The sequence below is a fragment of the Breznakia pachnodae genome, from assembly GCF_030814225.1.
Classification (GTDB): domain Bacteria; phylum Bacillota_I; class Bacilli_A; order Erysipelotrichales; family Erysipelotrichaceae; genus Breznakia; species Breznakia pachnodae.
On the sequence record NZ_JAUSUR010000003.1, the window covers coordinates 148,882 to 175,843 of the forward strand.

At 32.5% G+C, this 26,962-nt stretch carries 30 protein-coding genes; 26 read left to right on the forward strand and 4 right to left on the reverse strand.

Annotation, left to right across the window (positions count from 1 at the left end; all coding sequences use genetic code 11):
• Positions 1-6: 6 nt before the first annotated feature.
• The 9 genes from J2S15_RS09135 (at position 7) to J2S15_RS09175 (ending at position 8,470) form a co-directional block, all read left to right on the forward strand.
• Positions 7-846 (forward strand): HAD family hydrolase, encoded by an 840-nt coding sequence (locus J2S15_RS09135; RefSeq protein WP_307407555.1) that lies wholly within the window; start codon positions 7-9, stop codon positions 844-846.
• A 92-nt stretch (positions 847-938) separates the two neighbouring features.
• A complete protein-coding gene (locus tag J2S15_RS09140; RefSeq protein ID WP_307407558.1) occupies positions 939-1,205 on the forward strand; it encodes a hypothetical protein in 267 nt (88 codons plus the stop codon).
• Positions 1,206-1,530: 325 nt separating this feature from the next.
• Positions 1,531-3,534 carry a hypothetical protein gene (locus J2S15_RS09145; RefSeq protein ID WP_307407559.1) on the forward strand — a complete coding sequence of 668 codons (2,004 nt, stop codon included), beginning with the start codon at positions 1,531-1,533 and terminating at the stop codon, positions 3,532-3,534.
• A 196-nt stretch (positions 3,535-3,730) separates the two neighbouring features.
• Positions 3,731-4,705, forward strand: a complete 975-nt coding sequence (locus tag J2S15_RS09150) for a sugar-binding transcriptional regulator (RefSeq protein ID WP_307407561.1) — start codon at positions 3,731-3,733, stop codon at positions 4,703-4,705.
• A 13-nt stretch (positions 4,706-4,718) separates the two neighbouring features.
• Positions 4,719-5,123: a transcriptional regulator GutM gene (locus J2S15_RS09155; protein ID WP_307407563.1), complete on the forward strand. Its 405-nt coding sequence runs from the start codon at positions 4,719-4,721 to the stop codon at positions 5,121-5,123.
• A 65-nt stretch (positions 5,124-5,188) separates the two neighbouring features.
• Positions 5,189-5,740, forward strand: coding sequence for a PTS glucitol/sorbitol transporter subunit IIC (gene srlA, locus J2S15_RS09160; RefSeq protein ID WP_307407565.1), 552 nt, complete (start codon positions 5,189-5,191; stop codon positions 5,738-5,740).
• On the forward strand, positions 5,733-6,737 hold the full coding sequence (gene srlE, locus J2S15_RS09165; RefSeq protein WP_307407566.1) for a PTS glucitol/sorbitol transporter subunit IIB: 1,005 nt from the start codon (positions 5,733-5,735) through the stop codon (positions 6,735-6,737). The genes srlA and srlE overlap by 8 nt, the downstream gene beginning before the upstream one ends.
• A gap of 15 nt (positions 6,738-6,752) precedes the next feature.
• Positions 6,753-7,121: a PTS glucitol/sorbitol transporter subunit IIA gene (locus tag J2S15_RS09170; RefSeq protein ID WP_307407568.1), complete on the forward strand. Its 369-nt coding sequence runs from the start codon at positions 6,753-6,755 to the stop codon at positions 7,119-7,121.
• 56 nt (positions 7,122-7,177) lie between these two features.
• A complete protein-coding gene (locus J2S15_RS09175; protein WP_307407570.1) occupies positions 7,178-8,470 on the forward strand; it encodes an NAD(P)H-dependent oxidoreductase in 1,293 nt (430 codons plus the stop codon).
• 34 nt (positions 8,471-8,504) lie between these two features.
• Here the strand turns inward: J2S15_RS09175 and J2S15_RS09180 are convergent, their stop codons facing one another.
• The gene (locus tag J2S15_RS09180) at positions 8,505-8,852 is read right to left on the reverse strand and encodes a PTS sugar transporter subunit IIA (RefSeq protein ID WP_307407572.1); all 348 of its coding nucleotides are present in this window, start codon (positions 8,850-8,852) and stop codon (positions 8,505-8,507) included.
• A 142-nt stretch (positions 8,853-8,994) separates the two neighbouring features.
• Here J2S15_RS09180 and J2S15_RS09185 point away from each other — a divergent pair, with 142 nt between their 5' ends.
• From J2S15_RS09185 to J2S15_RS09200, 4 genes are all read left to right on the forward strand, one after another.
• On the forward strand, positions 8,995-10,914 hold the full coding sequence (locus J2S15_RS09185; protein ID WP_307407574.1) for a BglG family transcription antiterminator: 1,920 nt from the start codon (positions 8,995-8,997) through the stop codon (positions 10,912-10,914).
• A gap of 114 nt (positions 10,915-11,028) precedes the next feature.
• Complete coding sequence (locus tag J2S15_RS09190; RefSeq protein WP_307407576.1) at positions 11,029-12,264, forward strand: PTS sugar transporter subunit IIC; 1,236 nt, start codon at positions 11,029-11,031, stop codon at positions 12,262-12,264.
• 9 nt (positions 12,265-12,273) lie between these two features.
• Positions 12,274-12,582: a PTS sugar transporter subunit IIB gene (locus J2S15_RS09195; RefSeq protein ID WP_307407577.1), complete on the forward strand. Its 309-nt coding sequence runs from the start codon at positions 12,274-12,276 to the stop codon at positions 12,580-12,582.
• Between the two features lie 10 nt (positions 12,583-12,592).
• Positions 12,593-13,306 (forward strand): glucosamine-6-phosphate deaminase, encoded by a 714-nt coding sequence (locus J2S15_RS09200; RefSeq protein WP_307407579.1) that lies wholly within the window; start codon positions 12,593-12,595, stop codon positions 13,304-13,306.
• A 453-nt stretch (positions 13,307-13,759) separates the two neighbouring features.
• On the opposite strand, the gene J2S15_RS09205 is transcribed toward J2S15_RS09200, so the two are convergent.
• The 3 genes from J2S15_RS09205 to J2S15_RS09215 are packed head-to-tail and all read right to left on the reverse strand — an operon-like array spanning position 13,760 to position 16,156.
• Entirely contained in the window at positions 13,760-14,935 is a 1,176-nt protein-coding gene (locus tag J2S15_RS09205; protein WP_307407580.1) for a M28 family peptidase, read from the reverse strand.
• 33 nt (positions 14,936-14,968) lie between these two features.
• The gene (locus tag J2S15_RS09210; RefSeq protein ID WP_307407582.1) at positions 14,969-15,709 is read right to left on the reverse strand and encodes a MerR family transcriptional regulator; all 741 of its coding nucleotides are present in this window, start codon (positions 15,707-15,709) and stop codon (positions 14,969-14,971) included.
• 27 nt (positions 15,710-15,736) lie between these two features.
• On the reverse strand, positions 15,737-16,156 hold the full coding sequence (locus J2S15_RS09215; protein ID WP_307407584.1) for a pyridoxamine 5'-phosphate oxidase family protein: 420 nt from the start codon (positions 16,154-16,156) through the stop codon (positions 15,737-15,739).
• A 98-nt stretch (positions 16,157-16,254) separates the two neighbouring features.
• Between J2S15_RS09215 and J2S15_RS09220 the strand changes: the two genes are divergently transcribed.
• From J2S15_RS09220 to J2S15_RS09280, 13 genes are all read left to right on the forward strand, one after another.
• Positions 16,255-17,181 carry a helix-turn-helix transcriptional regulator gene (locus tag J2S15_RS09220; protein WP_307407586.1) on the forward strand — a complete coding sequence of 309 codons (927 nt, stop codon included), beginning with the start codon at positions 16,255-16,257 and terminating at the stop codon, positions 17,179-17,181.
• 34 nt (positions 17,182-17,215) lie between these two features.
• On the forward strand, positions 17,216-17,857 hold the full coding sequence (ispD, locus tag J2S15_RS09225; protein WP_307407588.1) for a 2-C-methyl-D-erythritol 4-phosphate cytidylyltransferase: 642 nt from the start codon (positions 17,216-17,218) through the stop codon (positions 17,855-17,857).
• 53 nt (positions 17,858-17,910) lie between these two features.
• Entirely contained in the window at positions 17,911-19,812 is a 1,902-nt protein-coding gene (locus tag J2S15_RS09230) for a hypothetical protein (protein WP_307407590.1), read from the forward strand.
• Between the two features lie 44 nt (positions 19,813-19,856).
• Positions 19,857-20,204, forward strand: coding sequence for a hypothetical protein (locus J2S15_RS09235; protein ID WP_307407591.1), 348 nt, complete (start codon positions 19,857-19,859; stop codon positions 20,202-20,204).
• A gap of 106 nt (positions 20,205-20,310) precedes the next feature.
• On the forward strand, positions 20,311-20,592 hold the full coding sequence (locus J2S15_RS09240; RefSeq protein ID WP_307407593.1) for a nitroreductase family protein: 282 nt from the start codon (positions 20,311-20,313) through the stop codon (positions 20,590-20,592).
• A 15-nt stretch (positions 20,593-20,607) separates the two neighbouring features.
• On the forward strand, positions 20,608-20,838 hold the full coding sequence (locus J2S15_RS09245; RefSeq protein WP_307408246.1) for a nitroreductase family protein: 231 nt from the start codon (positions 20,608-20,610) through the stop codon (positions 20,836-20,838).
• 142 nt (positions 20,839-20,980) lie between these two features.
• On the forward strand, positions 20,981-21,274 hold the full coding sequence (gene rpsF, locus J2S15_RS09250; RefSeq protein ID WP_307407595.1) for a 30S ribosomal protein S6: 294 nt from the start codon (positions 20,981-20,983) through the stop codon (positions 21,272-21,274).
• Between the two features lie 13 nt (positions 21,275-21,287).
• Positions 21,288-21,755 carry a single-stranded DNA-binding protein gene (locus tag J2S15_RS09255; RefSeq protein WP_307407597.1) on the forward strand — a complete coding sequence of 156 codons (468 nt, stop codon included), beginning with the start codon at positions 21,288-21,290 and terminating at the stop codon, positions 21,753-21,755.
• Positions 21,756-21,770: 15 nt separating this feature from the next.
• Complete coding sequence (gene rpsR / locus J2S15_RS09260) at positions 21,771-22,001, forward strand: 30S ribosomal protein S18 (RefSeq protein ID WP_307407599.1); 231 nt, start codon at positions 21,771-21,773, stop codon at positions 21,999-22,001.
• A 193-nt stretch (positions 22,002-22,194) separates the two neighbouring features.
• Positions 22,195-22,614, forward strand: a complete 420-nt coding sequence (locus J2S15_RS09265) for a YjdF family protein (protein ID WP_307407602.1) — start codon at positions 22,195-22,197, stop codon at positions 22,612-22,614.
• A 3-nt stretch (positions 22,615-22,617) separates the two neighbouring features.
• Positions 22,618-23,316: an alpha/beta hydrolase gene (locus tag J2S15_RS09270; RefSeq protein ID WP_307407603.1), complete on the forward strand. Its 699-nt coding sequence runs from the start codon at positions 22,618-22,620 to the stop codon at positions 23,314-23,316.
• Positions 23,317-23,520: 204 nt separating this feature from the next.
• Positions 23,521-24,873, forward strand: a complete 1,353-nt coding sequence (locus tag J2S15_RS09275; RefSeq protein ID WP_307407605.1) for an RNA polymerase sigma factor — start codon at positions 23,521-23,523, stop codon at positions 24,871-24,873.
• A gap of 30 nt (positions 24,874-24,903) precedes the next feature.
• Complete coding sequence (locus J2S15_RS09280) at positions 24,904-26,916, forward strand: toxin Cry1Ac domain D-VI-related protein (protein ID WP_307407607.1); 2,013 nt, start codon at positions 24,904-24,906, stop codon at positions 26,914-26,916.
• The last annotated feature ends 46 nt before the right edge of the window (positions 26,917-26,962 follow it).

A 26,962-nucleotide genomic window follows, 5' to 3' on the forward strand; every position in this document is an offset into this window, starting at 1 on the left:
GAGACTATGGAAAAACCAATCATTGCTATGATGTATGATTTTGATAAAACCCTATGTACAAAGGATATGCAGGAGTATTCTTTTATACCCAGTCTAGGTATGGAATCCATTGATTTCTGGGGTGAAGTAAATGTTCTGGCACAACAGGAAGGAATGGATCGAATCTTGGCTTATATGTATCATATGATTCGCAAGGCACAAGATCGCAGAATTCCAATTCGCAGAAGTGACTTTCAAGAAGCAGGAGATAATGTGGAACTATTTCCTGGTGTAGAAACTTGGTTTGAGCGAATGAATGCTTATGGAGAAAAACTAGGTCTACAAATTGAACACTATATTATTTCTAGTGGATTAAAAGAGATTGTAGAAGGAACACCAATTGCGAAAGAATTTGAAAAGATTTATGCATGTGAATTTCACTATGATGAAAATGGAGTAGCAGATTGGCCAGCACTTACAGTTAACTATACCAACAAAACCCAATTTTTATTTCGAATTAATAAAGGGGTTTTAGAATTATATGAAGATGAGCAACTGAATGAGTTTAAAGAAGATAAAGATCGCAGGATTCCATTTCGTAATATGATTTATCTTGGAGATGGACTCACAGATGTTCCATGTATGAAACTGGTAAAAGTAAATGGAGGACAATCCATTGCTGTATATACAGAAAAACAAAAAGTAGAAAAACTACTGCAGGATCGACGTGTCGATTTCATTACCCATGCGAATTATGAAGAAGGTAATGAGTTGGATTATCTAGTGAAAAAGATACTGGATAAGATGGCGATTGTAAATGAACTTGTAGATGTAAATCACGCTCAAAGAGGCTATGTCAAAGATTGACATAGTCTTTTTTTTCAAAGGGTAGTGTAATTTCTTTAATAAAGTTATATAATATATATGAACAATAAATAAAATTATATAGGAGATAGGTTATGAAGAAAAAAACATTAACGAGAATTGATAATGTAGCATCCATAGTATTATTTATATACATTATAATTACACCAATATTTATAGATCATAACAGAGCGGTTTTTATGGCTGTTACAAGTATTGTAGCAGTTGAGAAACTGATTTACATCAATATAATAAGAGATGATATTTCAAAGCGAAAATATTGGTTGAATGTAGGATTTGAAATACTTATTTTAATTCTTCTTGTATTATCACTGATGAATATTTTACCAATTAAATTCTAGTTATTAAAGTGAAAATTATAATAAGTAAGCTTATGGGAAAGCCAATCTGGTTTTCTTTTTTTCTATTGTTGAAATGACATGCTAACCTCTAAAACTAATGAAAAATTAAGAGTGAAATATATTATTTTTAGTCTGAAATAATTATATTTAAGTATGCTTTTTTAGGTTTGTGATAATTGCAACATATCTTGTAAAAATGTGGTTAATTAGAAATCAAGTTGCTTGCTTTTGTATATGGAAAGGAGTACTTTTTGCTTGAAGATAGATAAGTAGTTTGATTAATAAATAAATGAATATAAATTAAGACTAAGTTAGGAGTCGTTATATGAAAATAAAAAGAAAGAAAAAAAATCTTTTGAGGATTTTTCCCGCAATAATAGTTTCACTATTTTTGATTTTTAGTTTATTTGGAAATAATGTGATGGCATCTGTAGATCAAAATGATACTCCAGATAATGATCCATATTATGATATGATATCTGTTCCTGAAACATCTGCTGTATTGATGGGTGAAGATGGTTCTTCTGCGGATGGCAATGCTATTGTTAATCATAGCAATGATGGAAATGTACTAACAGTTGATTATGGTATATCAAAAGCATTAAATGGAACAGTTCCAATACCAAATAATGTATATAATTCTACTATTACAATTACCAATGATACATCAGATGCATGGGAATTGGATACATACAATTCAATGCAGATATATATGTGGACATACTTAAATGATTCTGCAACATATACTGATTTCCAAGAAGTATTGGATAAATGGATTATGTTTAAGTTTCTTATGGTTGGACCAGATGGAACTACAACAACCATAAGTCCATATGCAACCATTACAGATTATAGTGGATCTGCAAATTATCATTTTCCAAGTGAAAGTGAATCTCATGTTCTGATAGATGATTATTCGTCTTTAAATGGAGGTTATTATGCGAAAGCAACTGTGCCTACTCAAAGTATTATATTAAATCCTGGAGAAAGTATGGAGATTCCATGGAATTTAGGACTTTCTTGGATGGCAGATAATAGTACGCAAAATATGCAAATGGACTTTAATATTCGTTTGAATTTTACTCGTGTTGAAGCGGACACTTACGGTTATCGTGTAAATTATTATAAAGATAATGTAGATGAAAGTAATTTGTTAGGAGTTGAATATGGAAAGTCAACATTTAAAGAATATCATGAGTTAATAGAAATAGATGTTGAAACAGATTTAGGACAAAATTGGATGAACTTGTATCAACCAGCGAATTATGAAGAGGGTACAGTAGAAACTTATCCAGTCATCTCAATTAATGAAGAAGAAAATATGGTCAATGTAGTATATGCACCAATCCCAGCAGCTACAACTTATGGTTATCAGGTAAACTACTATAAAGATAGTATAGATGAGGATAATTTGCTTGCAACAACAAATGGAATAACTGAATTTGAAGCAGATCATCAACTGACAGAAGAAGAAATCGAAACAGATTTAGGACAAGACTGGATAAATGCATATCAACCAGCAGATTATGAAAGTGGAGTAGCAGGAAGTTATCCAGTAATTTCAGTTGAAGAAGATACAAATGTGGTCAATGTAGTATATGCACCAATACCACCAGAAGAAACCTATACTTATCAAGTAAACTATTATAGAGATAGTATAGACGAAGATAACTTGATTGCATCAGAAGAAGGAATAACTGAATTTGAAGCAGGGCATCAGCTGACAGAAGAAGAAATTGAAGCAGATTTAGGAGAGGATTGGATTGATGAATATCAACCAGATGGTTATGCTGATGGAATGATAGGAAGTTATCCAGTAATTTCAATTGATGAAGAATCAAATATAGAAAATGTAGTCTATATATCAATTCCATTAGAAGACACTTATAGTTATCGAGTAAACTATTATAAAGAAAGTATAGATGAAAATAATTTGTTAGCAACAACAAATGGAATAACTGAATTTGAAGCAGGGCATCAGCTGACAGAAGAAGAAATTGAAGCAGATTTGAAAGATACATGGATTGTTGAATATCAACCAGATGGTTATACTGATGGAATGGTAGAAAGTTATCCTGTTATTACCAATGATGAAGCTAACAATGTAATAAATGTAGTTTATAAAAAAGCTGAAGCAGTTGATACCAGTTCCGGTACTACAACCCCTCCAACTACGTCTGATGATACTAATGATTCAGGGGAAACAGCAGAAGAACAAACACCTCCAGTAACAGGACAAAAAGATATATTTTTAGAAAGTGTAGTGTTATTACTTGGAAGTCTAGCTTTGGTATTATGGGTTGTAAAAAAAGAAACAATAAAGAAATAAATTTTATAGAGATAGACAGTTTAAACAGCTGTCTATTTTTTTGTGTTTCTTTTGCTCAATACTGAACAAATGATTAAGTGAAATTATGCACATTTGCACTTATACATATGTTCAACACTGGAATATTGACAACATAAGAGAGCGAAGGTTATATTTCTTGTAAGGGCATACAGACTTTGTGTGAAAGGAGAGCCTTATGAAGAAAATAGTTGATGACCTAAGATTAATTTATAAATGTTGTTGCCTATATTACTTAGATGATATGAGTCAACAAGAAATCTGTAATCATATTGGAATTTCCAGAGCAACGGTTTCACGATTGCTGAAAGCAGGAAGAGATACAGGCATTGTGAATATCCAAGTGAAGAATCCAGTTAGTTTATCTTATGGCGAATTAGAGAGAAAAATAGAGAAAGAGTTTGGCATAAAAGAAGTGGTTGTTGCGAATGGGTCTCCCCTAGATTCAAAAGAAGAACAGATGAACCGAATTAATACCGAAGCATTACGGTATCTGTCCAGATTGTTTAAGGATGGTGACTATGTAGGAGTTTCAATGGGGTCCACATTAAACAATGTGGTGAAAGATACACCAGATGTAAATGAGAAAAGTGAATGTACCTTTGTACCAGTTGTTGGAGGGATTAGTTCTAATCAGCAGTCCGATCGCAGTATTCATGCGAATGAGATTGCAAACAGCTATGCAAATAAGTTTGGTGGAAAAGCAATTCAGTTCTTTGCACCAGCACTGTTTGCTGATATCTCAGTTATGAAAGGATTCATGAAAGAGAAACCAGTTCAGGAAGTATTAAATTATTATGAAAAACTATCAACAGTCGTTATGGGGGTTGGTATTCCGGAAATTGGAGGATCTACATTAGTCCAGCATGGATATGTTGAAAAGCAACAGTTACAAAAGTATATCGATGATGGTGTGGTTGGAGACTTATCCTTAAAATTCTTTGATCGTAGTGGTGATACAGATAAGTTTAAAGAATTTAATGATCGAGTATCAGGATTATCTCTTTCACAGTTAAAAACAATTAGCAATCGAGTGGGGATTGCTTCAGGAAAACAAAAAGCCGAAGCACTACTAGGTGCAATCCGTGGAGGGATGATTAATATTTTGATTACTGACCTAGAATGTGCAGAAGAATTACTAAAGTTAATATGATGGAGGACGATATATGAATCAAGATATGATGTTAATTTTTATGATTGCAATTGCTTTGTTTGGAATGCAGGCGCTTGGAGGGTTTATGCAAATCAAGAACTATAAAGTTGCAATGCGTCGATTACATAAGAAAGGAAATGTTGGAGTTGGTCAGAAAAAAGGAAGATTTCTAAATGGTCATATTGTAATGATTTCCTGTGACTCACAAGGAATTATTACTGGATGTGAAGTTCTTGATGGAATGACTTTTCTGTCAAAGTTTCATTCAGTGAAGGAGTTACTAGATAAACCACTCATTGGTAGAAACATTGAAGAACCATTAAATGAAATTGATGGAATGGGAAAAAGAAAGAAGCATTATAAAGGATATGTAAATGCGTTAGAAGCACTACAGCTTCGTTTGAATACGCAGAACTAGTTAATAATTACGAAGGTGCGCGCGACGTTCGTTTTTATAGAAGTAAAATTTGAAAGGAGAATAATATGGATATTATTTCAGAAATAGCACAGGATTTTATGGGATTATTTCAAGCTGGTGGAGACACATTTGTTAGTTGGGTAACTGGGATTATCCCAATGGTTATCTGTCTGATGACAGCAATAAATTCAATTATTAAACTGATTGGAGAAGAAAGAGTAGAGCGAGTTACGAGAAAAGCAACTGGAAACATTATTACACGATATACGATTGTTCCAGTATTAGCAGTCTTATTCTTAGGGAACCCAATGTGTTATACATTTGGACGATTTGTAGAGGAGAAGTACAAACCAGCATATTATGACTCATGTGTTAGTTTTCTTCATCCAGTAACTGGATTATTCCCACATGCAAATGCAGGTGAGTTATTTGTATATATGGGAATTGCTACAGGTATTACAACCTTAGGATTATCATTAGGAGATTTAGCTATTCGTTACTTTATAGTAGGTTTGATTGTAATTCTGATTAGAGGAGTCTGTACAGAAAAAATCTATTTGTATATGGTTTCTAAATACAAAGGAACACAAAGTGAGGAGGTAGCAGAGAATGTATAAGTCAGTCAAAGTAAACCATGGATCTGGTGGATGGGGAGGACCACTGGTTCTTACACCTAACGAAAAGACAAACAAAGTATTAAGTGTTACTGGTGGAGGTATTCATCCAATTGCTGCATTAATTGCAGAGATGACTGGTGCAGAGGCGTTGGATGGTTTTAAGACAAATGCACCAGATGATGAGATATTGGTTGCAGTTGTTGATTGTGGAGGGACTGCAAGATGTGGGGTTTATCCAAAAAAGGGAATCTTTACCATTAATCTTACACCTGTTGGACAAGCAGGACCACTAGCTCAATATATTACAGAAGAGTTATATGTATCGGATGTAAAAGAGAGTTGCATTAGTTACAGTGATGAAGAAGCAAGTTCACCTGCAAGTGCTACCAAAGCAGAAACACCAAAAGCAGGTGCGCCAAAAACCAAGGAACAGGCAAGAAAAGAATTATCAGATATGAATACAGGTAAGAAACCTGGGATTGTTACACGCATTGGTATTGGTGTAGGTAAAGTAGTAAATAAATTCTTCCAAGCTGGTCGTGAAACCATTGATATGGTAATTAAGAATGTATTACCATTTATGGCATTCACAAGTACACTGTTAGGAATTATTAGCGCAAGTGGATTGGGTGATATGATTGCTAATACGATTTCGCCGATTGCAAGTACCCTACCAGGAATGTTAGTAATTTCATTTATTTGTGCATTACCATTCTTATCACCAATCTTAGGCCCAGGAGCTGTAATTGCCCAAGTAGTAGGAACATTACTAGGGGTTGAAATTGGATTAGGTAATATTCCAGCAGCATATGCATTACCAGCGTTATTTGCAATCAATGCTCAAGTTGGTGGAGACTTTGTACCAGTTGGATTATCATTGGGAGAAGCAGAACCTGAAACGATTGAACTTGGGGTACCAGCAGTATTGTATTCAAGGGTTATTACTGGACCACTTTCAGTAGTGATTGCATTTATCTTCAGTATTGGAATGTATTAAACCATAGGTACCAATATGAAGTATTCAGCAAAAATCACTGGACTTGGACCAGAAGCATTACTGTTTTTGGATGATGAATACTGTAACTTCATTATTATATTTAATGAAGATGCACCTCCTGAATTAGCAGCGATTTCAGTATTACATGAATGTAGTACATTATTGGCTGATCCTAAAGTTGGAGATATTGTGGTGATTTGTGAGAAGGTCTACACAATATTAGACATAGGAGAAGAAGCAATACAAACGCTGAGAGAATTGGGGCACTGTACCGTGTCATTCAAAGGACAACAAAAAGCAGATCGACCAGGAATTATTGAATTGGCGGGAGAACCAATGACAAAAGAAGAAATTATGACTGGTGGATATATTGAGATTTATTAGTCGAAGAGAGAAAAGATGAAACATAGTGAGAATTTCAGAAAGGAACTTGAAATATTATGTTAAACATGAATGAAAAATTAATACAAAGAGAAAAAGAAGGAAAAATAATCAAAACTGGGATTGTCGGAGCAGGACAAATGGGTAGAGGTATGGTTACACAGATGGTACTTATGAAAGGAATTACACCAGCAATCGTATCGGATATAGATATGGATAATGCAGTGAATGCTTTCAAGTATGCAGGAGTAGCCGATACTGATATTTCATGTGTTGACAACTTAGAAGATGCTGATCGTGAAATGGCTGCAGGTAAGTATGTAGCAACTACAAATTCAGATCTTATTTCTAGATGTAAATTAGTTGAATGTGCAATTGATGCAACAGGAGTACCTGATGTAGGTGCTAAAGTAGCTACAGATGCGATCAATAATGGAAAACATGTTGTTATGCTGAATGTAGAGACAGATGTTGTAATTGGTCCTTATTTAAAGAAACTGGCAGATGAAAAAGGTGTAATTTATACTGGCTCAGCAGGAGATGAACCAGGTGCGGTAATGGAACTTTACTGTTTTGCGAAAGCAATGGGATTAGATGTTAAAGTTATGGGTAAAGGGAAGAATAACCGTATTGATAAAGACAGCACACCAGATACTGTATTAGAAGAAGCAACAAGAAGAAAAATGAGTCCAAAAATGCTATGTGCATTTAAAGATGGAACAAAAACAATGGTAGAAATGACTGCAATGTCTAATGCTACAGGACTTGTTCCAGATGTAATTGGAGGTCATGGAATTGCTTCAGATGTAAAGAGTTTAAATGAAACTTATAAATTGAAAAAAGATGGTGGTATTTTAGATAACCATGGAGTTGTGGAATATGTAAATGGTATTGCACCAGGAGTATTTGTAACCGTTTCTACTGATAATGAAGAAATTGCGTATCAGATGTCATACCACAGTATGGGTCCTGGTCCATTATGGACATTATACAGACCATATCACTTATGTAATCTGGAAACACCACTTACAGTAGCAAAAGCTATTATTGATAAAGAACCAACAATTGTACCAAAGGGACAACTTGTTTCTGAATGTATCACAGTCGCAAAACGTGATTTAAAAGCTGGAGAAACAATTGATGGTATTGGTGGATTTACAACGTATGGTTCAATCGCAAAATATGAAGAAGCGAAAGAAAAAGGATATGTTCCATATGGACTTGTAAACAACAAAGCAGTTATGCTAAAAGATGCTAAAAAAGGACAATTACTTACTAGAGATATGATTCAATTAGATGAAAGTACATTAATCTATAAGTTAAGACAAGAACAAGAAAAAATGTTTGATTAGTAAAAATAAGTACTACGCAATCAATGTGTAGTACTTATTTTTTGGGATTTATTAATTCTATTTGTTTTTTTAGGTCCTGGTTGGTTTTGCATATTTTGACAAGTTCATTTGCTAATATTTTAAACGATTCAGCACTCATTAATTGATCTTCTGCATGAATTAACAATAATGAAATTCTCTCTAACATACCATTTGCTTCTTCCTGTATCAACTTTGCATGAGAATGATGACCTTTAATAAATAATTCACATCCGTCTTCAATTAATTGTTCAGCTTTTGTAAAATCTCCATTTTGTGCTTCTTGTATACTATTTATAAAACAACTTCTTGCCATTCCTACATTTGATATTATCTCAAAACAAATTAATTCTAAACCTTCCATAATTTACACCTCTCTTGCAAATTTATTATATGGGGATATGGATAATTCTTTAAGTTATTAAATGTCCTTATCGATAAAGACATTTATTATTGAATAATTTTGGCAATTCTTATTATAATGAAGAAAAGGAGTTAAATGTATTATGGAAACATTTAATCAAAGATTTATTGAGATTATACAACTGCTCTATCACAACCACAGTGATGAGTATTTTTCTGCGGAGAGAATAGCTTCAATATTAGATATTAGTTCAAAAACCGTTTCTCGTACAATGCAAACGTATTCAACTTCAAAAGTATATGATAACTATGGATTTTTTTTGGATATTAAAAGAGGGAATGGATATCTGCTTAAAATTGTAGATGGAAATAAATTTGAGAAGTTTATTGAAAAGTATTTGATTGGTATCGAAACCGAGAATTACAAAGAAGAAAGAGAAGTGGAGATTATCAAAATACTGTTATTGAATGAAGAGAACTACATAACCGTACAAGATATTGCTGATAAGATTTACGTGAGTGAAGCAACGATTTCTTTGGATTTAAAATATATTAAGCATAAATTACAGAAGTTTGGCTTATGTATAGGGAATAAGCCAGCAAAAGGTATCAGAATAGAAGGTAGTGAGATGAGTAAGCGGCTTTGTTATTCTAAATATTTATTTAATCATAAAGAGTTAATTGCAAATGAATTTGAATATTCTAATGAAGATATTCAATACATTGAACAAACAGTGTTAGATATATTAAATATTCATCAGATACAGATGTCAGATATTAGTAGGAATCACTTAGTGTTACATATTGTGATTTCAATCTATCGAATGAGAAGTAATTATTTTATAACTTTTGAAAATGAAGAGGCAAAGCAAATTATTCATACTAGAGAGTTTGTGATTGCTAAAGCAATTGTAGATGCATTAAAAAATCGCTTTTTTATTGCTGATGTAAATGAAGAAATATTGTATATAGCTATTCAGCTATTAGGCAAGAAATCTTTAAGTGGTAAATCACAGTATTTATTAGCAAAAGATATTGAAGAAATTTTAGTAGAAATCTTTTTAGAAATAAAGAAAAAAATGGAGATTGATTTACAAGAAGATGTAGAAGTGTTCAATTATCTAGCAATGCATTTTGAACCAATGCTTACTAGATTAAAGTATGGAATCAAATCAAATAATCCACTGACAGAAGATATAAAAGTACAACAAGCGACTTCCTTCGAGATGGGGCTGATAGCAAAAAAAGTAATTTTAGATTATTACGACTATGATTTAGATGATAACGAGGTAAGTTATTTAGCAATGTACTTTTCTTTAGCTCTTGATAAATTAAAGTATTTAAAAAAGCCAAAGAATGTTCTAGTTGTTTGTGGTCTAGGTGTTTGTAGTTCAAGGATATTACTATATAAAATAAGACAACAATATGGCGATTATATCAATGATATACTCACATGCCAGATTCATGAATTAAGGCAAATTGCATTGAGTCAATTCGATTGTATTGTATCAACTGTAGAAGATCCTATCGCAACTGATCTTCCAGTTATTTATATTGAAGACTTTATTACTGATTTAAGGAATGAAGAATTGGATGAGTTTTTTTTGAATGATAAATATACAAAGTTTGAAATTGAAAAATATGTTCGAAAGGATTTATTTTTAAAAGCAAATACAATGAAGGATGAAGAAGAAGCAATTTCATACATTCTTCAAGAAATAAAAAAAGTCTATGATATTCCAAATGAGTTAAAGAAGAATATCTTAGAAAGAGAAAAATTGTCCTCAACTGCATTTGGAAGTTATTGCGCAATTCCTCATCCAATTATGATGTGTACAGAAGAAACAATTTTTGCAGTTTTAATTTTGAATAAATCAATGATGTGGGATAAGAAAAAGGTGAAATGTATTTTTCTTTTATCTCCAAGCAAGAATAGTCCTGGTGATTTACGATACTTCACAGATACTCTGGCAAAGTTTATAGCCAATCCACAACTGGTTGCGAAATTCAGTAAAAGTCAAGATTACAACACGTTAAAGAAATTATTAACAAGTGTTGAATAAATGTCTTTATCGATACAGACATTCTTTAGATTAAGCAAAAGAATAGTTTCTTATATACTGAGGATGTAGAAAAGTGATCACAAAATTTCTATTTAAAATCGAGGAGGAGAACATATGAATAAGTTTTCGGAATTATTACAAAATAAGTTAGTACCCATTACGAATAAATTTGCTTCATTGCCATTTATGATTGTATTGAGAAGCGCAATTATGACAATCGTACCACTGATGATTGTAGGGGCAGTTGGTACACTTATGACAAACTTACCATTTGAAGCAGCAGCGAATTTTGTTGCACCAGCAGCACCATTCTTTACAGCGCTTACAAATGTCACATCGAATATCTCAGGATTAGTAGTAGTCATTGGGGTTGGTTACTATGGTTCACAGCATTATAATTTAGATCCAATTTATGGAATCACTGCAGCATTGGCATCATTTTTTGCGGCTTCATTATCTGAAGAACTAACCATTGATACAGGTGCTTTCGGAGCAACAGGAATTTTTACTGCAATCATTATTGGATTTATTAGTATCTATATTCTGAATCTATGTAAAAAGTATCGTTTAGAAATAAGAATGCCAGATGGAGTTCCACCAGCAGTAGCGGGGTCATTCTCGGTGATTATTGCATTAGCGATTTCAGTGGCTTTAGTATTATTAGTTAGAATTGGATTGAATTTAGATGTTAATACAGCAATAACAAATCTATTTATGCCTTTGGCAAACATTTTAAATACTTTACCAGGATTAATGTTGTACTCAGTGTTAGCAAGTTTATTATTTATTTGTGGTATAAACCCAGGAGTAATAACAGGATTTCTAGCGCCAGTATTTGCATTGAATGCAGAGGCTAATGCAGCAGCATTAGCTGCAGGCATCTCACCAACAGGATTTGTAACATGGGGAATGTACACAATTATGGCTTGTGGAGGCACTGGTGGAACGATTGGTTTATCATTATTGCTGTTGACATCAAAAGCAAAAGCACATAAAACATTAGGGAAAATCAGTATACTACCATCACTTTTCAATATCAATGAACCAATTATTTATGGGTTTCCAATCATGTTTAACCCAGTTATGTTTATTCCATTTATTCTTGTACCACTAATTAATATAACAGCGACATGGCTGTTGATGTCATCTGATATTATAGGAAGAATATTTATAGATATTCCATGGTCAACACCAGCAATTTTTAATGGATTTCTAATGACAGGAGGAGATATAAGAACAGCAATTTGGACAGGTATAGTGGTTATTATTTCAATGGCATGCTATTATCCATTCTTTAAAATAGCAGAAAAACAAGAACTTGCAATTGAACAAGGTATTGAAGAAAATTAGGAGAAGTTTATGAAAAAAATAATGTTAGTATGCGCAGCAGGAATGTCGACTAGTCTAATGGTTGATAAGATGAAACAAGCTGCCGAAAGTTATGATGAATTAATTGAGATATTTGCAATGTCAGAGGCAGAAGCTCGCAAGATGATGGGACAGGTTGATGTTATTATGCTAGGTCCACAAGTATCTTATGTGTTAAATGATTTCACAAAAAAAGCATTAGAGTTTAATGTTCCTGTAACCCTTATTCAGGCAGTTGATTACGGAAGAATGAATGGAGAAAAAGTATTAAAAGACGGACTGTCTTTAATAGAACAATAACGGAGGAAATATGAAGAAAATAATTGTAGATACATACGATGAATTGAGTGATTTAATGAATTCAATCATAGTTGCAGAAATGACAAAAGATAAGAAAAGTAATATCTCTATTACTGCAGGGGCTAGTCCAAAAGGTGTGTATGAGAGATTAGTGAAATTTTATAAAAAATATAGTAAAGATGTTAAGAATACATATTTCTATAATTTTGATGAAGTTCCAGCAATGAATCCAAATGAGGAGGGAATGACTTTATCATCACTTAGAGAACAGTTTTATACACCAGCAAATGTTGAAGAAGAAAATATAGTAAAGCTAAATTTAGATAATTACGATACATATGATCAAATAATTGAGGATAATGGCGGGTTAGATTTAATGATGATTGGACTAGGAGCAGACGGACATTTTTGTGGAAATATGCCGATGGGAACTGACTTTTCACAATACACTTATAGAATGTATATTAAAGAAGAGTACCCTTGGTATGCGCCAATAAAAGAACAATATGGAGATAATGAGGTTCCAGAGTACTTTGTAACAATGGGACTTAAAAGCTTACTAAAAGTTAAACACTTAGTGTTGATTGTTAATGGAACTTCTAAAGCTGAAGCATTAAAGAAAATGCTGACATTAGATATGACAAATGAGTTCCCAGCAACAGGGTTATTATTACATCCGAATTTTACGATAATTGCAGATAAAGAAGCAGCAGCTTTATTGTAAATAAAATAAGAAAAGATAATTAATATAAAAGCAATACAGTATGATTTTGTATTGTTTTTTTAATTATAATCTTTCCCACTCGACACTGTTTTATTCTAATAATGTATCTATTGAAATAGGTATTGACATTATTCATCTACTCCTTTCATATTTGACTTTTAATAAAATATATTAAATGGCAATCGACTAACTACATATGTAAATACGATTTATAACGGATATCCGATAAATAAAGGTTTTATAACAATCAGATAGACTCACGACTAAACTCATGACTTAATACAATTAGTGTTAAAATATACTTTTGTGGAATAAAATTTATGTGTAAATATACAATAATAACTTATTCCTTTATTAACATAAGAAAAGAAAAATCCTACTTTAATTTTTAAATAAAGTAGGATTGAGTAATTTTAGTGTTTTAATCACTTGTAGTATAAAATAATTATTTTCTTAATGATTATCAATTGCTAACAACAGATTCACAAGAGATGCTGAGACTTCTTCGATAATCTGTTCATCTAACAATTCTTTGCCATCTCGTTTTGTGTGAGTATAGAATACACCTTCCTTATTGAAGTCTTCTACTATAACAGCTAAGGTAGGAATTCCCTGCATCGCGAATGGCATATGATCACCTGCATACCAAGGCTCTCCAATGCATAATTGTTTTTCTTTAGAGACAACATCCTTAATCATTTTAGAATGATTATCCATATTAAAGAGTGATATCTGACTTTTGTTGTTTTTAAAACAAGGAGTATCTATATTTAAGACGTAAGATACTTTCTTATCTTTCAATTGTTCTAGATGAACTAATTCTCCACCTGCATGATAAGTTTCTTCACTATTATAAGGCACAAACTGAATGGTGTGAGAAGTTAAGATTCCATCTAACAACTCTAACATCCTTAGTAATACAAGAGTTCCACTTCCATTATCAATTGCTCCATCTGTATCATCTTTAGAATCCATGTGCGCGCATACAACAATTAGATCATCTTTATTTCCTTTTTTAGTTGCAACTAACTGAGAAGATGTCGCAGGTAATCGTTGTGAGTTGATTTCAATTTCGACAGATTTATTTAAGTGACGCAAAAATAAAGGTAACTTTGATTCTTCAATATATGCAGAAGGAATTTCAAAGTTTCCATCTTCGAATAAAGGAAAAGGATTTAATCCACAGTTTGATGCCTGTCCAGTAAATGCAAGAATTGCTTTTGGTTTTCTTGATTCAAAGATATCATTTATTTCTTTATGTTCATCAGGATAATAGAACGGATAGTCTTTTGCTGAAATAGGATTAGCTGTTAAGTCGCCATATACTAATACGATGCAATTTTCCATATCACACACTCTTAATTCTTCAATTGTAGATACACTGCATAGTTTTCCTGTTGTCTGTACTCCTTTTGAAAATGGACTGGCAAAGATTTCCAACTCCTCTCCATCTAGATTCACATAAGAATATTCTTTCTTCCATGTCATACAATCAAATGGAAGACTATCTACAAGATCACTGGTCTTTTCCATTTGCTGTTTTATATAGTGAACAACCTCATTATTAGTTTCACTACCACATGCTCTCTCCTTAATAATCGCTTCAATATGTTTCGTAAGTTGTGTCATAAACGTACCTCCTGATACAACTATATCAATTGGTTATAGGGTGGTGAGCAAATGTAGGGTTTTTAATTTATTAACAGCATCCTCTAGTGAAGGAATAGAATTAAGAAGTGAGTTTAATTCAATCAACCAACGGTCTCCTGCAGAAAATGCTTCTTCTTTAGAAAGGTTTAATGAAGGTTCATCCGTATCTAGTGCATGAAGACATTGGTGAATAGCATGCATACTAAACCCAACTTGACGAAGTAGATAAATAATTCTACAACGTTTCAGTGCTTCTTCATCAAAGTAACGTTGTTGTGGATCATCTAGAAGCGATGACTGTACAAGATCATTTCTTTCCCAATTACGTACTGTTTCTTTGGTTGTGTCTAATATTGATGCAATTTCTTTACGTGTATAATAATACTCTTGTTTTTCTTTTGTGTTATCTTTCATCCAATGCAGAAGAAGTTGGTTTGCTTGTTGCGCTTTTTGTAATTCTTCTAATATAATGGAATGATAGTCTTCAAGTTTTTCATCAAGTAATTCTACTTTCTGCGCACCACTTGTATAAATGATATCAATTCCTGATTTACGAATTCTTGAATTAGAGTAAGGGAACTCAAATATCTTTCGACAAATGAATAACTGCCAAAAATGGATTTCATCAAATTGACGATATCCATTTTTTAATCTTTTTGCTTCGCTGATGAAGTGTTGTTCTTCATATAAGCGGACCGTGTTTGCGTGTATCTGAAATTGCTTTGCAAGTTCATTTGTCTTATACGTTTTCATAACTACTCTTATTATAGCATGCAAATCTTATAGTTTAATTGTATCTGTATGTTGCATGTCCGGAGTTACGATAAACTCATTTGCAGTAATTTCATAGACATCCAGCATTGGTCCTGCCATTTCTACGGTTTGTTTGAAGCCAGGACTTTTCTTGATAAAAATATCTGCTTTATCAAAAATTGAAGAATCACTTTTCTTGATAACTGCATTGATACTACGGATATGTTTTTGGCTTGCATAAGGTAGTGTTGTAATTGACACTTTATTGTTTGTTTCAAACTCTGCCGTTTTAGGATTTCCTCTGAATGATGTTACATAAACAACATTTGCATCTTTGTCATAGACAAAATCCATAATACGTACATTAGGTGTATTGTCTACACTAGTAGCAACTGCAATATTTTTTGCTTCTTCCATTACTTCATAAAATGTTTCTAAATAATTCATTTTTATTTCCTCCATTGAATCTATTAGTAATTTATCATAGTATTGTTGACACCTGTATGTCATATTTATAAAATAAGTTTAAAGAAGAGGTACTTTTTATGAAAATCGATCGTTTATTATCTATTGTATTTATCTTATTAGAGAAAAAGAAAACGAGTGCCAAAGAGTTGGCAGAAATATTTGAAGTAAGTACCAGAACGATTTATCGTGATATTGATACCCTTACCCTTGCTGGGGTTCCAATTGTGATGTTGCCTGGAGTGAATGGTGGAATTCAAATTCTTGAAGATTATAAAGTAAATAAGAATTATTTTTCATTAAGTGATTTATCAACATTACTGTTAGGATTAAATAGTGTATCACCAACATTAAGTATGGAAGAGGAATCATCAGCTCTATCGAAAATTAAAAATCTGATTCCAAAAGAAACATATGTTGAAGTGGAAAAGAAAATGTCTCAGATATCGATTGATTTAACCTCATGGGCATCAAATAATCAGACAAGTAAAACCTTTAAGAAAATTAAAAAGGCAATTGATCAATCAAAGGTAATTGAGTTTTCCTATTATGATCGAAGTATGAATGCAACAACTCGTATTGTGGAACCATATCGTTTAGTAATGAAAGATACGAGTTGGTATCTTCAGGCATACTGTCTATTACGTGAAGATGTAAGAGTGTTTCGTCTTTCAAGAATGGAGCATGTGGAATTAAAAGATACTTTCGAAAAACGTGAGTTGGAGTTTCAACCATTAAGTGGGGATAAATGGATTGGTGATCGACTGATGATGGTGAAACTAAAAGTGGATCTTCTCGCAAGGGAACGAATTGTTGAACGGGTAGGAGAAGATGCAATTGAATCCATAGATGGAGATGATATGATTGTTAACTTTCCATTTGTTGATGATGACTATGGGTATTCTATTTTACTTAGCTTTGGTGAAACCTGTGAATGTTTAGAACCAGAGTATGTACGTAATAAGTTAGTGGATAAATTGAGGAAGATTCTTTCGGTATATGAGTAATGAAATACACTTTTAAATATGGTATGATTTGCGTATGAAATATAGTACAGTGATTGTTGCCGCAGGCAAAGGAACCAGAACGAATCTGGGTTATAATAAATTATTTTATGAAATGCATGGAGAGATGATGATAGCAAAAACAGTGTCAGTGTTTGTGAATGATCCTGACTGTGAAGAAATCATCATGGTGATTTCTTTGGATGATCGTCAAATGTTTGAACGAATTTTATCAAGTGATAAAATCACATATACAAAAGGAGGAAGTACACGTCAGGAAAGTGTGTTCAAAGGTTTAGAGATTGTGAAAAGTGATTATGTCATGATTCATGATGGTGCAAGACCATATATTGATAAAAAAGAAATAACAAAACTGAAAAGAACGCTGCAGGAAGATGATGCATGCTTGCTTGCAGTTCCAGTTGTAGATACAATTAAAATTGTGAAAGATGGCTACGTTGAGTATTCACCAGAACGTTCTACTTGTTATTCAGCACAGACACCACAATGTTTTAAGACAGATTTAATTATTGAGTGTCATAAAAAAGCTGCGGCAGATGGGTTTGTTGCCAGTGATGATGCACAATTAGTGGAAGCGTATGGGGGAAACATACGAGTGAAGCTAGTACCTGGTGATTATGCAAATAAAAAGATAACAACAAAAGAGGACTTAATTTAAGAACCATATTTACTTAAATTATGTCTAAGTAATAGAAGTATACTGGAGGGAATATGAAATTAGTAAAACTAAGTTGTCCAAACTGTGGGGGAAAAGTAAAAGCAGATCCAGGTTTAAAAACAGCAACGTGTAAGTATTGTCACACTGAATTTATAATTGATACAGAACAGCCAACAATTAATAATTATTATCAGTCAGGAAGTTACCAGCCTGGTAAGAAGCCACCAAAAGCAGCAATTATTGTGATAAGTGTTCTTTTAGCTTTGTCCGCTTGTCTGTTTGTTTTTCTTATGGCTACTATGGATTCTGGTGGGAGTGACAGCAGTGGAGAAATTAGAGATTTACCTGAGAGTGTGGTAATCCAGGAATTTACTTCAACTGTGTTAGAAAAAGATACAAAAGATATCACTACAGATGACCTCAAGCAAATCAAATATGTAAGTATTAATTATGATAGTATTTCTAATTGGTATACATTTGAATATAGTTTTGAAGATTACTATGCAGACAGAGCGAATTTTGAAACAAATAAGAAAAAACTAATGATTGTTGGTAAAGAAGGCATTGATATGAGCGATGTACTAACAATGAAAGGTCTTACCAAGTTAGAAATATATAATGGATGTCGTATGGAATATAATCAGAATTTTTCAGACATGAAAGACCTTAAGGGGGTGTTACTTCATAGTAATCATATTTCACTTTCAGATTTAGATAGTTTCCCTAATCCGGAAAACGTAAAAGAGTTAAGTATGAGTTATTCTGACTATAATTATGAAAAGTTGCAAGAATTTAAAAATCTTGAAACATTGGACTTGTATATTAGTACAGATACAGAGAACTTAAGCGAAATATCAAAGTTGAAAAAACTTGAGTCGTTACGTGTATATACGATTGCAAGTGAAGCTTGGGATATTTCATGGATTTCAAACTGTACTCAAATAAAGAGTTTAGAAGTATCTGATTCGCAGGGAATGGTAACTGATTTTAATTTCTTATATAGTATGAATCAACTAAATGAAGTTAATATTTACTCGGAAAAATTAAAAGACTTAGATTTTGTGAGCAATATGCCAAATTTAAATTCAGTAACCATAGATAATACTTCTGTGATGACATTAGAGCCACTGCGAGATCGTGATTCTATTAGTTCATTAACGATTGGTTATAATTCTTCATTAAATAATATCGATGCTTTAGCGACATTGAAAAATCTGAAAACATTGAATTTACTTGATATAGCAAATGATTACGCTCTAAAAGATTCGTTTAATGTATCAAATATGTCACAACTAGAGAATGTATCGATTAGTGAATATATGTTTCCTGTTCTTGCAAATAAATCAACAATTAAGAATTTAGTTGTGGAATTACCAAGTGATGATGGGGATCAATACTTATATGGATTGAGTGGTTTAGAAACACTGGAAGTAACTGGCGGAAAATTTGAGGATGTAAATGGATTAAGAAGCTTACCAAATTTAAAAAAGGTAATTATTGGTGAAGATACTAGTTTTGGTTATAGTGGAAATGGGGCTGCACTGTTCTCATTACCAATTGAACAACTGGAAGTACGTGCTAAATATTTCTATCTTGATTCAGCATATTCTACTGTCAATCCAACATTAAAAGAATTACGAGTGATAACTGAATATACAGATTATGATCGAGTATCCGGTGGAAGTGATGTAGCGAGTGATTTGGGGATGGGAGACTTTGAGGATATACTTGTTCATCTAACTGGATTAGAAAAATTAGAACTCATCAGTGCTAATGTATCTACATTAGATTTCGTATCTTCAATGCAAAATCTTACTTATATTAATATTGCAAATAATTATGTAAAGGATTTATCACCAATAAAAGACCTTGAACATTTAAAAGTGTTAAATATCAAAGATAATAGTGTACAGGATACAAAGATATTAAGTGATAAAGTTGTAATAATAAAGTAGATTAATCAAATCAAGATAACATAAATATTATGGAGGTACTTTCAATGTTTAATGAAATCTGTATTTATGAAGTAAAACTAAATAAAGAACAGGAAGTTGAAGAACTAATGAGAGAAGTTGCGGATTTTTATAAATCGCAAAAGGGGGTCATTGATGTTTATTATGTTAAACGAAATCATCGTCAAAAAGATTTTAATGCAGTAAAAGAAGGTGTAGCTCCAATACCTTTAACGAGATATGTAGGTAAAATAACTTATGTTTTAGTTTGGCAGGTTGAAAATAAAGAAGTTCATGCAGAGGTTTCAAAACTAGGGATTGAGAAGTTTTATAAAAGATGGACGAGATGTTTAACTACTATGCCTAAGATTATTTTAGGAGAGCCTGTAGAATAGACGCAAATTAAATGAATGAAAGTCATGCAAAATGTATGGCTTTTTCTTATGCTGGTAGCGATTAAGTATTATAATAAATGTATGTGATAAAAGTGAGGACTTATATATGAACACAATTGAAGCAATTAAAACAAGAAAAAGTGTTAGAAAGTTTACTTCTGATAAGATTAGTGACCATGATTTAGCTTTGATTTTAGAAGCAGGAATGGCTGGGCCGAGTTGTGTAAATGCCAGAGATTGGATATTTATTGTAGTTAGAGATAAAGATATGTTAACTAAAATGGCAGATGCAAATGGAAAACCAGCAAAACCTTTGCGTCATGCAGATATTGGCATTTTGGTATGTGGTGATCTTGAACGGGCATTTCCGCATGCAAAGGATTACTAGGTAATCGATGCATCAATTGCTTGTCAGAATACTACCTTAGCTGCTCATGACCTTGGAATTGGTAGTGTATGGTTAGGAACATGGCCACAGATGGACCGTGTAAACGCTCAACAGGAGTTACTTGAATTACCTGAATCCATCATTCCGCATTCTATTCTGGCACTAGGTTATCCAATGGATAAGCAGGTTGATATTCCAGATAAATCAAAGTTGGAATCTGATAAGATACATTATGAAAAATGGTGAGATGTATAGGACTCGAAAATAATGAAATAATCCTTTGCAAATCACCTCTGGGTTTGGTATTATATATTAGCGAGTAAATATAGTTTACTCCTTGCTGTTTACGCTAGATAAACAGCCAAATGACCAGAAGGAGGTGTACAGAATGAGAAAATATGAAATCATGTACATCGTGAACGCATCATTAGAAGATGCTGCTAGAGCAAACGTTGTTGAATCAGTTCATAAAACATTAACTGACAACGGAGCTACTATCGACAAAGTCGATGAGTGGGGAAGCAAAGAGTTCGCGTATGAAATTAACCACATGACTAAAGGTTTTTACTATGTTATTAATGTAACTGCTGGAAATGAAGCTATCGATGAATTCAACCGTTTAACACGTATTAATTCAAATGTAATTCGTTTCTTAGTTATCAAAACTGATGAAGAGAAATAAGGAGGACTAGAGAATGAACAAAGTTTTATTGACTGGTAGAATTACCAAAGACTTAGAACTAAGAAAAACACAATCTGGGACTTCAGTAATCCGTTTTACACTTGCAGTAAACCGTCGCTTTAAACAAGAAGGACAGCCTGATGCTGACTTTATCTCTTGTACAGCATGGGGAAAAACTGCGGAGACAATGGGCCAATATTTACATAAAGGTTCATTAATCGGTGTAGAAGGACGTATCACTACTGGAACTTACCAAGATAAAGACGGAAGAACAGTATATACGACAGATGTAACGATTGAGAACTTTGATTTCTTAGAATCAAGAAGCACTGCTGGTGCTCAAACTCAATCTTATACTCCACAATATGCACCACAAGATCAAGTGCAAAATAGTGGGTATACACAAGATCAATCATCATCAGTTGCAGATGACTTTGCTAATGATACATTAGATATTGCAAGTGATGATTTACCATTTTAATGAAAGGAGTATATCATGGCTTATAAAAAACAAAGAGTTGGACGTAGAAAAGTATGTTACTTTACGAAAAATAAAATTGAAACAATCGACTACAAAGATGTTGAACTGTTAAGAAGATTTATTTCTGCTAATGGAAAAATTATTCCTAGACGTGTTACTGGTACAAAAGCTAAATACCAAAGAATGTTAGCTACTGCTATCAAACGTGCTCGTCAAATGGCATTACTACCTTACGTAGAAGACTAATCTATAACAATAAACAAGCATGTGATAATAATCGTCACATGCTTTTCTTATGCCTTCATATATAGTAGAATATATACGAATCAGTAAAGAAAAAAACACGGTCTGGCTGGTAGTCCAGACGCAGTATAACTGTCAGTAACCTGCCTCCTTGGTTGTCCGTTCTTTGCTTTGAAAACAACAAGGAGGTTTTATTGTGGAAAAAATTCAAAGCAAATTGACAGTGTATTTTGAGAATCCATTTTGGGTTGGAGTTTATGAGATTATAGACAATGGTAATTTAGAAGTTTGTAAGATTACCTTTGGTAGTGAACCCAAAGATTATGAAGTGTATGAGTATTTGAATCATAACTGGTATAGTTTACAATTTAGTAAACCTGTGCAGGCAGAAATGAAGTTTGAGAAGAAGATAAATCCCAAACGGATGCAGCGACAGGTAAAAAAGCAAACACAGACAATAGGTGTAGGGACAAAATCACAGCAGGCGATTAAGAACCAACAAGAAGAAGGTAAACTAGCAAGAAAGAAACAATCTTCTTTAGAACGAAAACAAAGAAGAGAAAAACAGTTTCTGTTGAAACAAATAAAGCGAAAAAGTAAACACAGAGGACATTAATATATGAAGAAACATACATTTAAAATAGATGATATTCCTGCAGTTATTTGGGGAGAACAATCAGAAAACCTATTTATAGCAGTTCATGGTGATCAATCAAATAAAGATGATGAAGTAATACAAATACTTGCGGAAGTTGCAACTAGTAAAGGTTATCAGGTCTTAAGTTTTGACTTACCTGCTCATGGGAAAAGAAAAGAAGAATCCAAAACATGTAAAGTTCAATACGCAGTAGAGGATTTAGAAAAGATAATGTGTTATGCGAAACAACACTACAAAGAGATTAATTTATATGGATGTAGTATTGGGGCATATTTTAGTTTGGTTGCTTATAAGGATGAAGATATTAAACAGACATTATTCTTATCTCCAATGGTAGAGATGAAACAACTTATAGAAAATATAATGATGTGGTTTGATATTAGTAAGGAACGTTTAGAAAAAGAGCAAGAGATTGCTACACCAATGAAGACATTATATTGGGATTATTATCAGTATGTAGTAAATCATCCAATTGTTTGGAAGAAACCAACTTCAATTCTATATGGAGAGAATGATGAAGTTTCCCAGTTTGATTATATAAAGAAGTTTGTAGAAGACTCTAATGCAGGGTTAACCATAGTAGAAAATGGAGAGCATTACTTTCATGCAAATGAACAATTAAAAATATATAAAGACTGGCTAATCAAAACAATGAAGTAGTTCACAATTTGTGGATTACTTTTTTTTATGCGAAAAATTTCTAATTAGAATGAACGATATAAGTGTTATTTACGACTAATGGAAGGAAAAGAAATTTATAAAATAAATAATCAAAAGTTTTACTTGAAAACCCAACCTTTTTTTAAGACTTGTTGCCTTAAGTATTAGGGTAAGTAAAATTTTGGTAATAAGGAGGGCAGTACTATGAAGGATGAGCGACTTACCCAAATTGTAAGAGAAGTCCAAAAGGACATTGAACAATTTGAGTTATTGTACTCATATGTGATTAAAAAAGTATATTTCTGGTGTTATACCATAATTGGTAATGAGGCGGATGCCAGAGATATGTCTCAAGAAGTGATGATTCGTATTTATAAGAATATCCATAGTTTAAAAAGTCCTGAGGCATTTACTTCATGGATGTATCGATTAGCAAGAAACAGTTGTTTAACTTACATACGAAATCATAAAAAGACGGATGTGGAATTTCTATACAATGACAATTATGAAGAGAGCTTTGAAGCAAATATAAAGGAAGAACGAATATATCGTTTACCAAAAGAATCATATGACCTACAACAGACGAAAGATGTTGTAAAAGAATTAATTGAGAAATTACCAAGAAAACAAAAAGAAGCAATTACTCTTCACTATTTAGATGAATTGAAGATTGAAGAAATTGCAAATATATTGGAATGTCCAGTGGGAAGTGTAAAATCGCGATTGCACGATGGAAGAAAAAAACTTCAAGAAAAGATTTCAGATTACCAAGAAGAGAATAATGTAAAACTATATAGCATTACCCTATTACCTTTATTAGCACTTATTCTTGAAGAACATCGAGAGGAACTTGGACAAATACAAGATTTAACATATGATAAAAATAATTTTATCTCTAATAAACTTGTAAGAATATTGAATTCTATTAGTTCAATTTCAAATTATATGTTATACATAACAATCAGTATGGTTTGTATTGTATCAATACTAGTGGTGATTATGACACAAGAAAATATGATAAAGAAACATGACTCCAAAGCGTATGATGAAATTGTAGAGAATGACAATATTATGTATAACAAGTCAAAAGGATATCAATATATAGAAAGTGTATATTATCCTCAATTTCCTAGAAGAGATGGTGTAGAAATAGTAGTTAAGTTACAACAAAGTGTAAATGAAAAAAATATCAATGTTGTACTGGATAATGAAGAACAGTCATTTTCTGTGAATGACAATAGCATTATTATAAAAGCAAAACGTAATGGGAATTTAATTGTTCAAGTGAAAAATGAACAGATATCTGTTGAAATAAATAACATTGATAGTAAAGCACCAGAATTAATTGAAGTATATAATTATGATAATTATATAGAACTAAAGATATCTGATGAGTTTAATCAGGTGGATTATGAAAAATCATATTTAGAATATGAAGGAAAAAAATATCAAATTGAAAACAGGAAGAAAGTGATTGGATTATTTAGGAATGAAATAACAATTGTTATTTTTAATCAAAATAATCAATACATAAAATATAGTATCGACTTCCCATAATCATTATAAAAAATCAAGTATGGAGGAATTATGAAAAAGAATAGTATAAAGAAAAGAATACTTATTAGCCTTTTAGCAATAGGAACATTATTTAGTTTAGCAAGTATAAATACAATTGATGCAACAGAGAATGGTGACTCAAGTAACATAGCTCCACTTTCTACAAGTGAACCAGCATTTCCGGCATCATCACAACCACTGCATGATGCTATATTAAGCATATATCCAGCAGTTGATGGAGCTGATGGTAGTGTCAAAGATGGAGTTATTTCAAAAAGTGAAGCAGCTGCATGGACAGGTACAAAGATCCATGTAAGGAACTTAGGGCTTGCAGGCACAATTACAGGAATTGAGTATTTTACAAACCCAAATCTATCATCATTATATTTAGATAAAAACCAATTTACTGGAGAAATACCTAGTGGTTTGGGAAGTATGAGTGGATTAACAGTTTTAAACCTTTCAGAAAACCACCTGAGTGGTTCAATTCCATCAGACATTGGTCAACTATCAAATTTACAATCTCTGCATTTACATACAAATAACCTTTCTGGATCAATTCCAACTACTTTTGGAAACCTTGGAAGTTTAGAACAATTGGCAATATCTTTTAACCAGTTAACAGGTTCTATTCCAGAAGAATTAGGAAATTGTTCTAGTCTGCGTCAAATATTGTTACATAGTAATTTATTGAGTGGTTCAATTCCTGAGAGTATAGGATATTTACCTCTTACAAGAATATCAATAAATAAAAATAATTTATCAGGAGAAGTTCCAGATTCGCTATTCACAAATTCTACATTAAAAACTTTAGAGTTGTGTGACAACGCTGGATTAACAGGGAATCCAGCAGAAAAAATTCCTGCTGATAGTCAATTGACGAAGGTTAGAATTCAAGGTACAGATATGATACAGGCTCCTGTATATACAACAAATTTGGATGAGAGTACAGGGGGGATTTTTGTATATGATGACTTGGCAGAAAATTTACTAAATACAGATCTTAGTGGACCCGCAGAAGGAATAACACAGGAAGATATTAAAAAAGCTCAAGAGAGTGCAGATTGGATTAGTGACCCAACAGAAAAGCAAAAATGGCAAGATAATATTGACTTGGCTCAAAGTATGCTAGATGCACAAACTGGAGTGGGAAATCTATTGAATGATACAAGAACAGACGTGTTAGATAATGTTACACAAGAGACAATTGATGATGCAAAAGAATTAATAAAAATCTTACCAGATGGTCAGTTTAAAACAGACCTACAAGCAGATATTGATTTAGCACAGGAATTCTTGAATAACAGAACATCAGCACAAGCAAAAGTAGACGCTCTATTCACAGATAGCACACATGAGGATATCAAGGATATAACAAATCAAGATACAATTAATGATGCATTAGCAGTAGTAAATGCATTACCAGATGGATCATTTAAAGAAAACCTATTAGCAGAAGTTGCAAAAGCACAAAGTATGTTAGATGCAAAAGCTGTAGTTGAAAATTTATTTACAGATAGTACACATACAGATATCAAAGATACAACTGACCAAGCTGTAATTGATAATGCTAAAATTGTAGTTAATAAATTGCCAGATGGAAAATTAAAAACAGAGCTTATGGCTGAAATTGATAAAGCACAGGATATGTTAAATGCGAAAAATGTAGTGGGTAATCTATTGGATGATGAGGGCAAGTTAAGTGATGGTGTAACCCAAGAGGATATTGATAATGCTCAGGATTTAGTAAATAAGTTGCCAAATGGTGATTTAAAAGATGAACTTCAAGATATTATTGATGATGCTCAAAAACAATTGGATGATTCAAATAAAGTACCAGTTGTTACAAACCCAAGTACACCAGGTACCAATCCACCAGTTGTGTCTAAACCAAGTATCAGTGGGGAGACTTCAACTACAACAGATGTTACGAAAAACGTGAATACAGGTGATACGACAAACTTATCATTATATGGAGGATTATTACTTCTTTCATTATGTGGTTTTGTAGTTGTCACAAAAAGAAGAAAAGCAGTTAAATAATAGATATATAAAAATGCTACAGCAGTTGTAGCATTTTTATATATAA

What these genes read in the sequence shown, in the direction of transcription:
- J2S15_RS09135 (WP_307407555.1), top strand. Translation starts at nt 7, where the DNA reads ATGGAAAAACCAATCATTGCTATGATGTATGATTTTGATAAAACCCTA.
- J2S15_RS09140 (WP_307407558.1), top strand. Translation starts at nt 939, where the DNA reads ATGAAGAAAAAAACATTAACGAGAATTGATAATGTAGCATCCATAGTA.
- J2S15_RS09145 (WP_307407559.1), top strand. Translation starts at nt 1,531, where the DNA reads ATGAAAATAAAAAGAAAGAAAAAAAATCTTTTGAGGATTTTTCCCGCA.
- J2S15_RS09150 (WP_307407561.1), top strand. Translation starts at nt 3,731, where the DNA reads ATGAAGAAAATAGTTGATGACCTAAGATTAATTTATAAATGTTGTTGC.
- J2S15_RS09155 (WP_307407563.1), top strand. Translation starts at nt 4,719, where the DNA reads ATGAATCAAGATATGATGTTAATTTTTATGATTGCAATTGCTTTGTTT.
- srlA (WP_307407565.1), top strand. Translation starts at nt 5,189, where the DNA reads ATGGATATTATTTCAGAAATAGCACAGGATTTTATGGGATTATTTCAA.
- srlE (WP_307407566.1), top strand. Translation starts at nt 5,733, where the DNA reads ATGTATAAGTCAGTCAAAGTAAACCATGGATCTGGTGGATGGGGAGGA.
- J2S15_RS09170 (WP_307407568.1), top strand. Translation starts at nt 6,753, where the DNA reads ATGAAGTATTCAGCAAAAATCACTGGACTTGGACCAGAAGCATTACTG.
- J2S15_RS09175 (WP_307407570.1), top strand. Translation starts at nt 7,178, where the DNA reads ATGTTAAACATGAATGAAAAATTAATACAAAGAGAAAAAGAAGGAAAA.
- J2S15_RS09180 (WP_307407572.1), bottom strand. Translation starts at nt 8,852, where the DNA reads ATGGAAGGTTTAGAATTAATTTGTTTTGAGATAATATCAAATGTAGGA.
- J2S15_RS09185 (WP_307407574.1), top strand. Translation starts at nt 8,995, where the DNA reads ATGGAAACATTTAATCAAAGATTTATTGAGATTATACAACTGCTCTAT.
- J2S15_RS09190 (WP_307407576.1), top strand. Translation starts at nt 11,029, where the DNA reads ATGAATAAGTTTTCGGAATTATTACAAAATAAGTTAGTACCCATTACG.
- J2S15_RS09195 (WP_307407577.1), top strand. Translation starts at nt 12,274, where the DNA reads ATGAAAAAAATAATGTTAGTATGCGCAGCAGGAATGTCGACTAGTCTA.
- J2S15_RS09200 (WP_307407579.1), top strand. Translation starts at nt 12,593, where the DNA reads ATGAAGAAAATAATTGTAGATACATACGATGAATTGAGTGATTTAATG.
- J2S15_RS09205 (WP_307407580.1), bottom strand. Translation starts at nt 14,935, where the DNA reads ATGACACAACTTACGAAACATATTGAAGCGATTATTAAGGAGAGAGCA.
- J2S15_RS09210 (WP_307407582.1), bottom strand. Translation starts at nt 15,709, where the DNA reads ATGAAAACGTATAAGACAAATGAACTTGCAAAGCAATTTCAGATACAC.
- J2S15_RS09215 (WP_307407584.1), bottom strand. Translation starts at nt 16,156, where the DNA reads ATGAATTATTTAGAAACATTTTATGAAGTAATGGAAGAAGCAAAAAAT.
- J2S15_RS09220 (WP_307407586.1), top strand. Translation starts at nt 16,255, where the DNA reads ATGAAAATCGATCGTTTATTATCTATTGTATTTATCTTATTAGAGAAA.
- ispD (WP_307407588.1), top strand. Translation starts at nt 17,216, where the DNA reads ATGAAATATAGTACAGTGATTGTTGCCGCAGGCAAAGGAACCAGAACG.
- J2S15_RS09230 (WP_307407590.1), top strand. Translation starts at nt 17,911, where the DNA reads ATGAAATTAGTAAAACTAAGTTGTCCAAACTGTGGGGGAAAAGTAAAA.
- J2S15_RS09235 (WP_307407591.1), top strand. Translation starts at nt 19,857, where the DNA reads ATGTTTAATGAAATCTGTATTTATGAAGTAAAACTAAATAAAGAACAG.
- J2S15_RS09240 (WP_307407593.1), top strand. Translation starts at nt 20,311, where the DNA reads ATGAACACAATTGAAGCAATTAAAACAAGAAAAAGTGTTAGAAAGTTT.
- rpsF (WP_307407595.1), top strand. Translation starts at nt 20,981, where the DNA reads ATGAGAAAATATGAAATCATGTACATCGTGAACGCATCATTAGAAGAT.
- J2S15_RS09255 (WP_307407597.1), top strand. Translation starts at nt 21,288, where the DNA reads ATGAACAAAGTTTTATTGACTGGTAGAATTACCAAAGACTTAGAACTA.
- rpsR (WP_307407599.1), top strand. Translation starts at nt 21,771, where the DNA reads ATGGCTTATAAAAAACAAAGAGTTGGACGTAGAAAAGTATGTTACTTT.
- J2S15_RS09270 (WP_307407603.1), top strand. Translation starts at nt 22,618, where the DNA reads ATGAAGAAACATACATTTAAAATAGATGATATTCCTGCAGTTATTTGG.
- J2S15_RS09275 (WP_307407605.1), top strand. Translation starts at nt 23,521, where the DNA reads ATGAAGGATGAGCGACTTACCCAAATTGTAAGAGAAGTCCAAAAGGAC.
- J2S15_RS09280 (WP_307407607.1), top strand. Translation starts at nt 24,904, where the DNA reads ATGAAAAAGAATAGTATAAAGAAAAGAATACTTATTAGCCTTTTAGCA.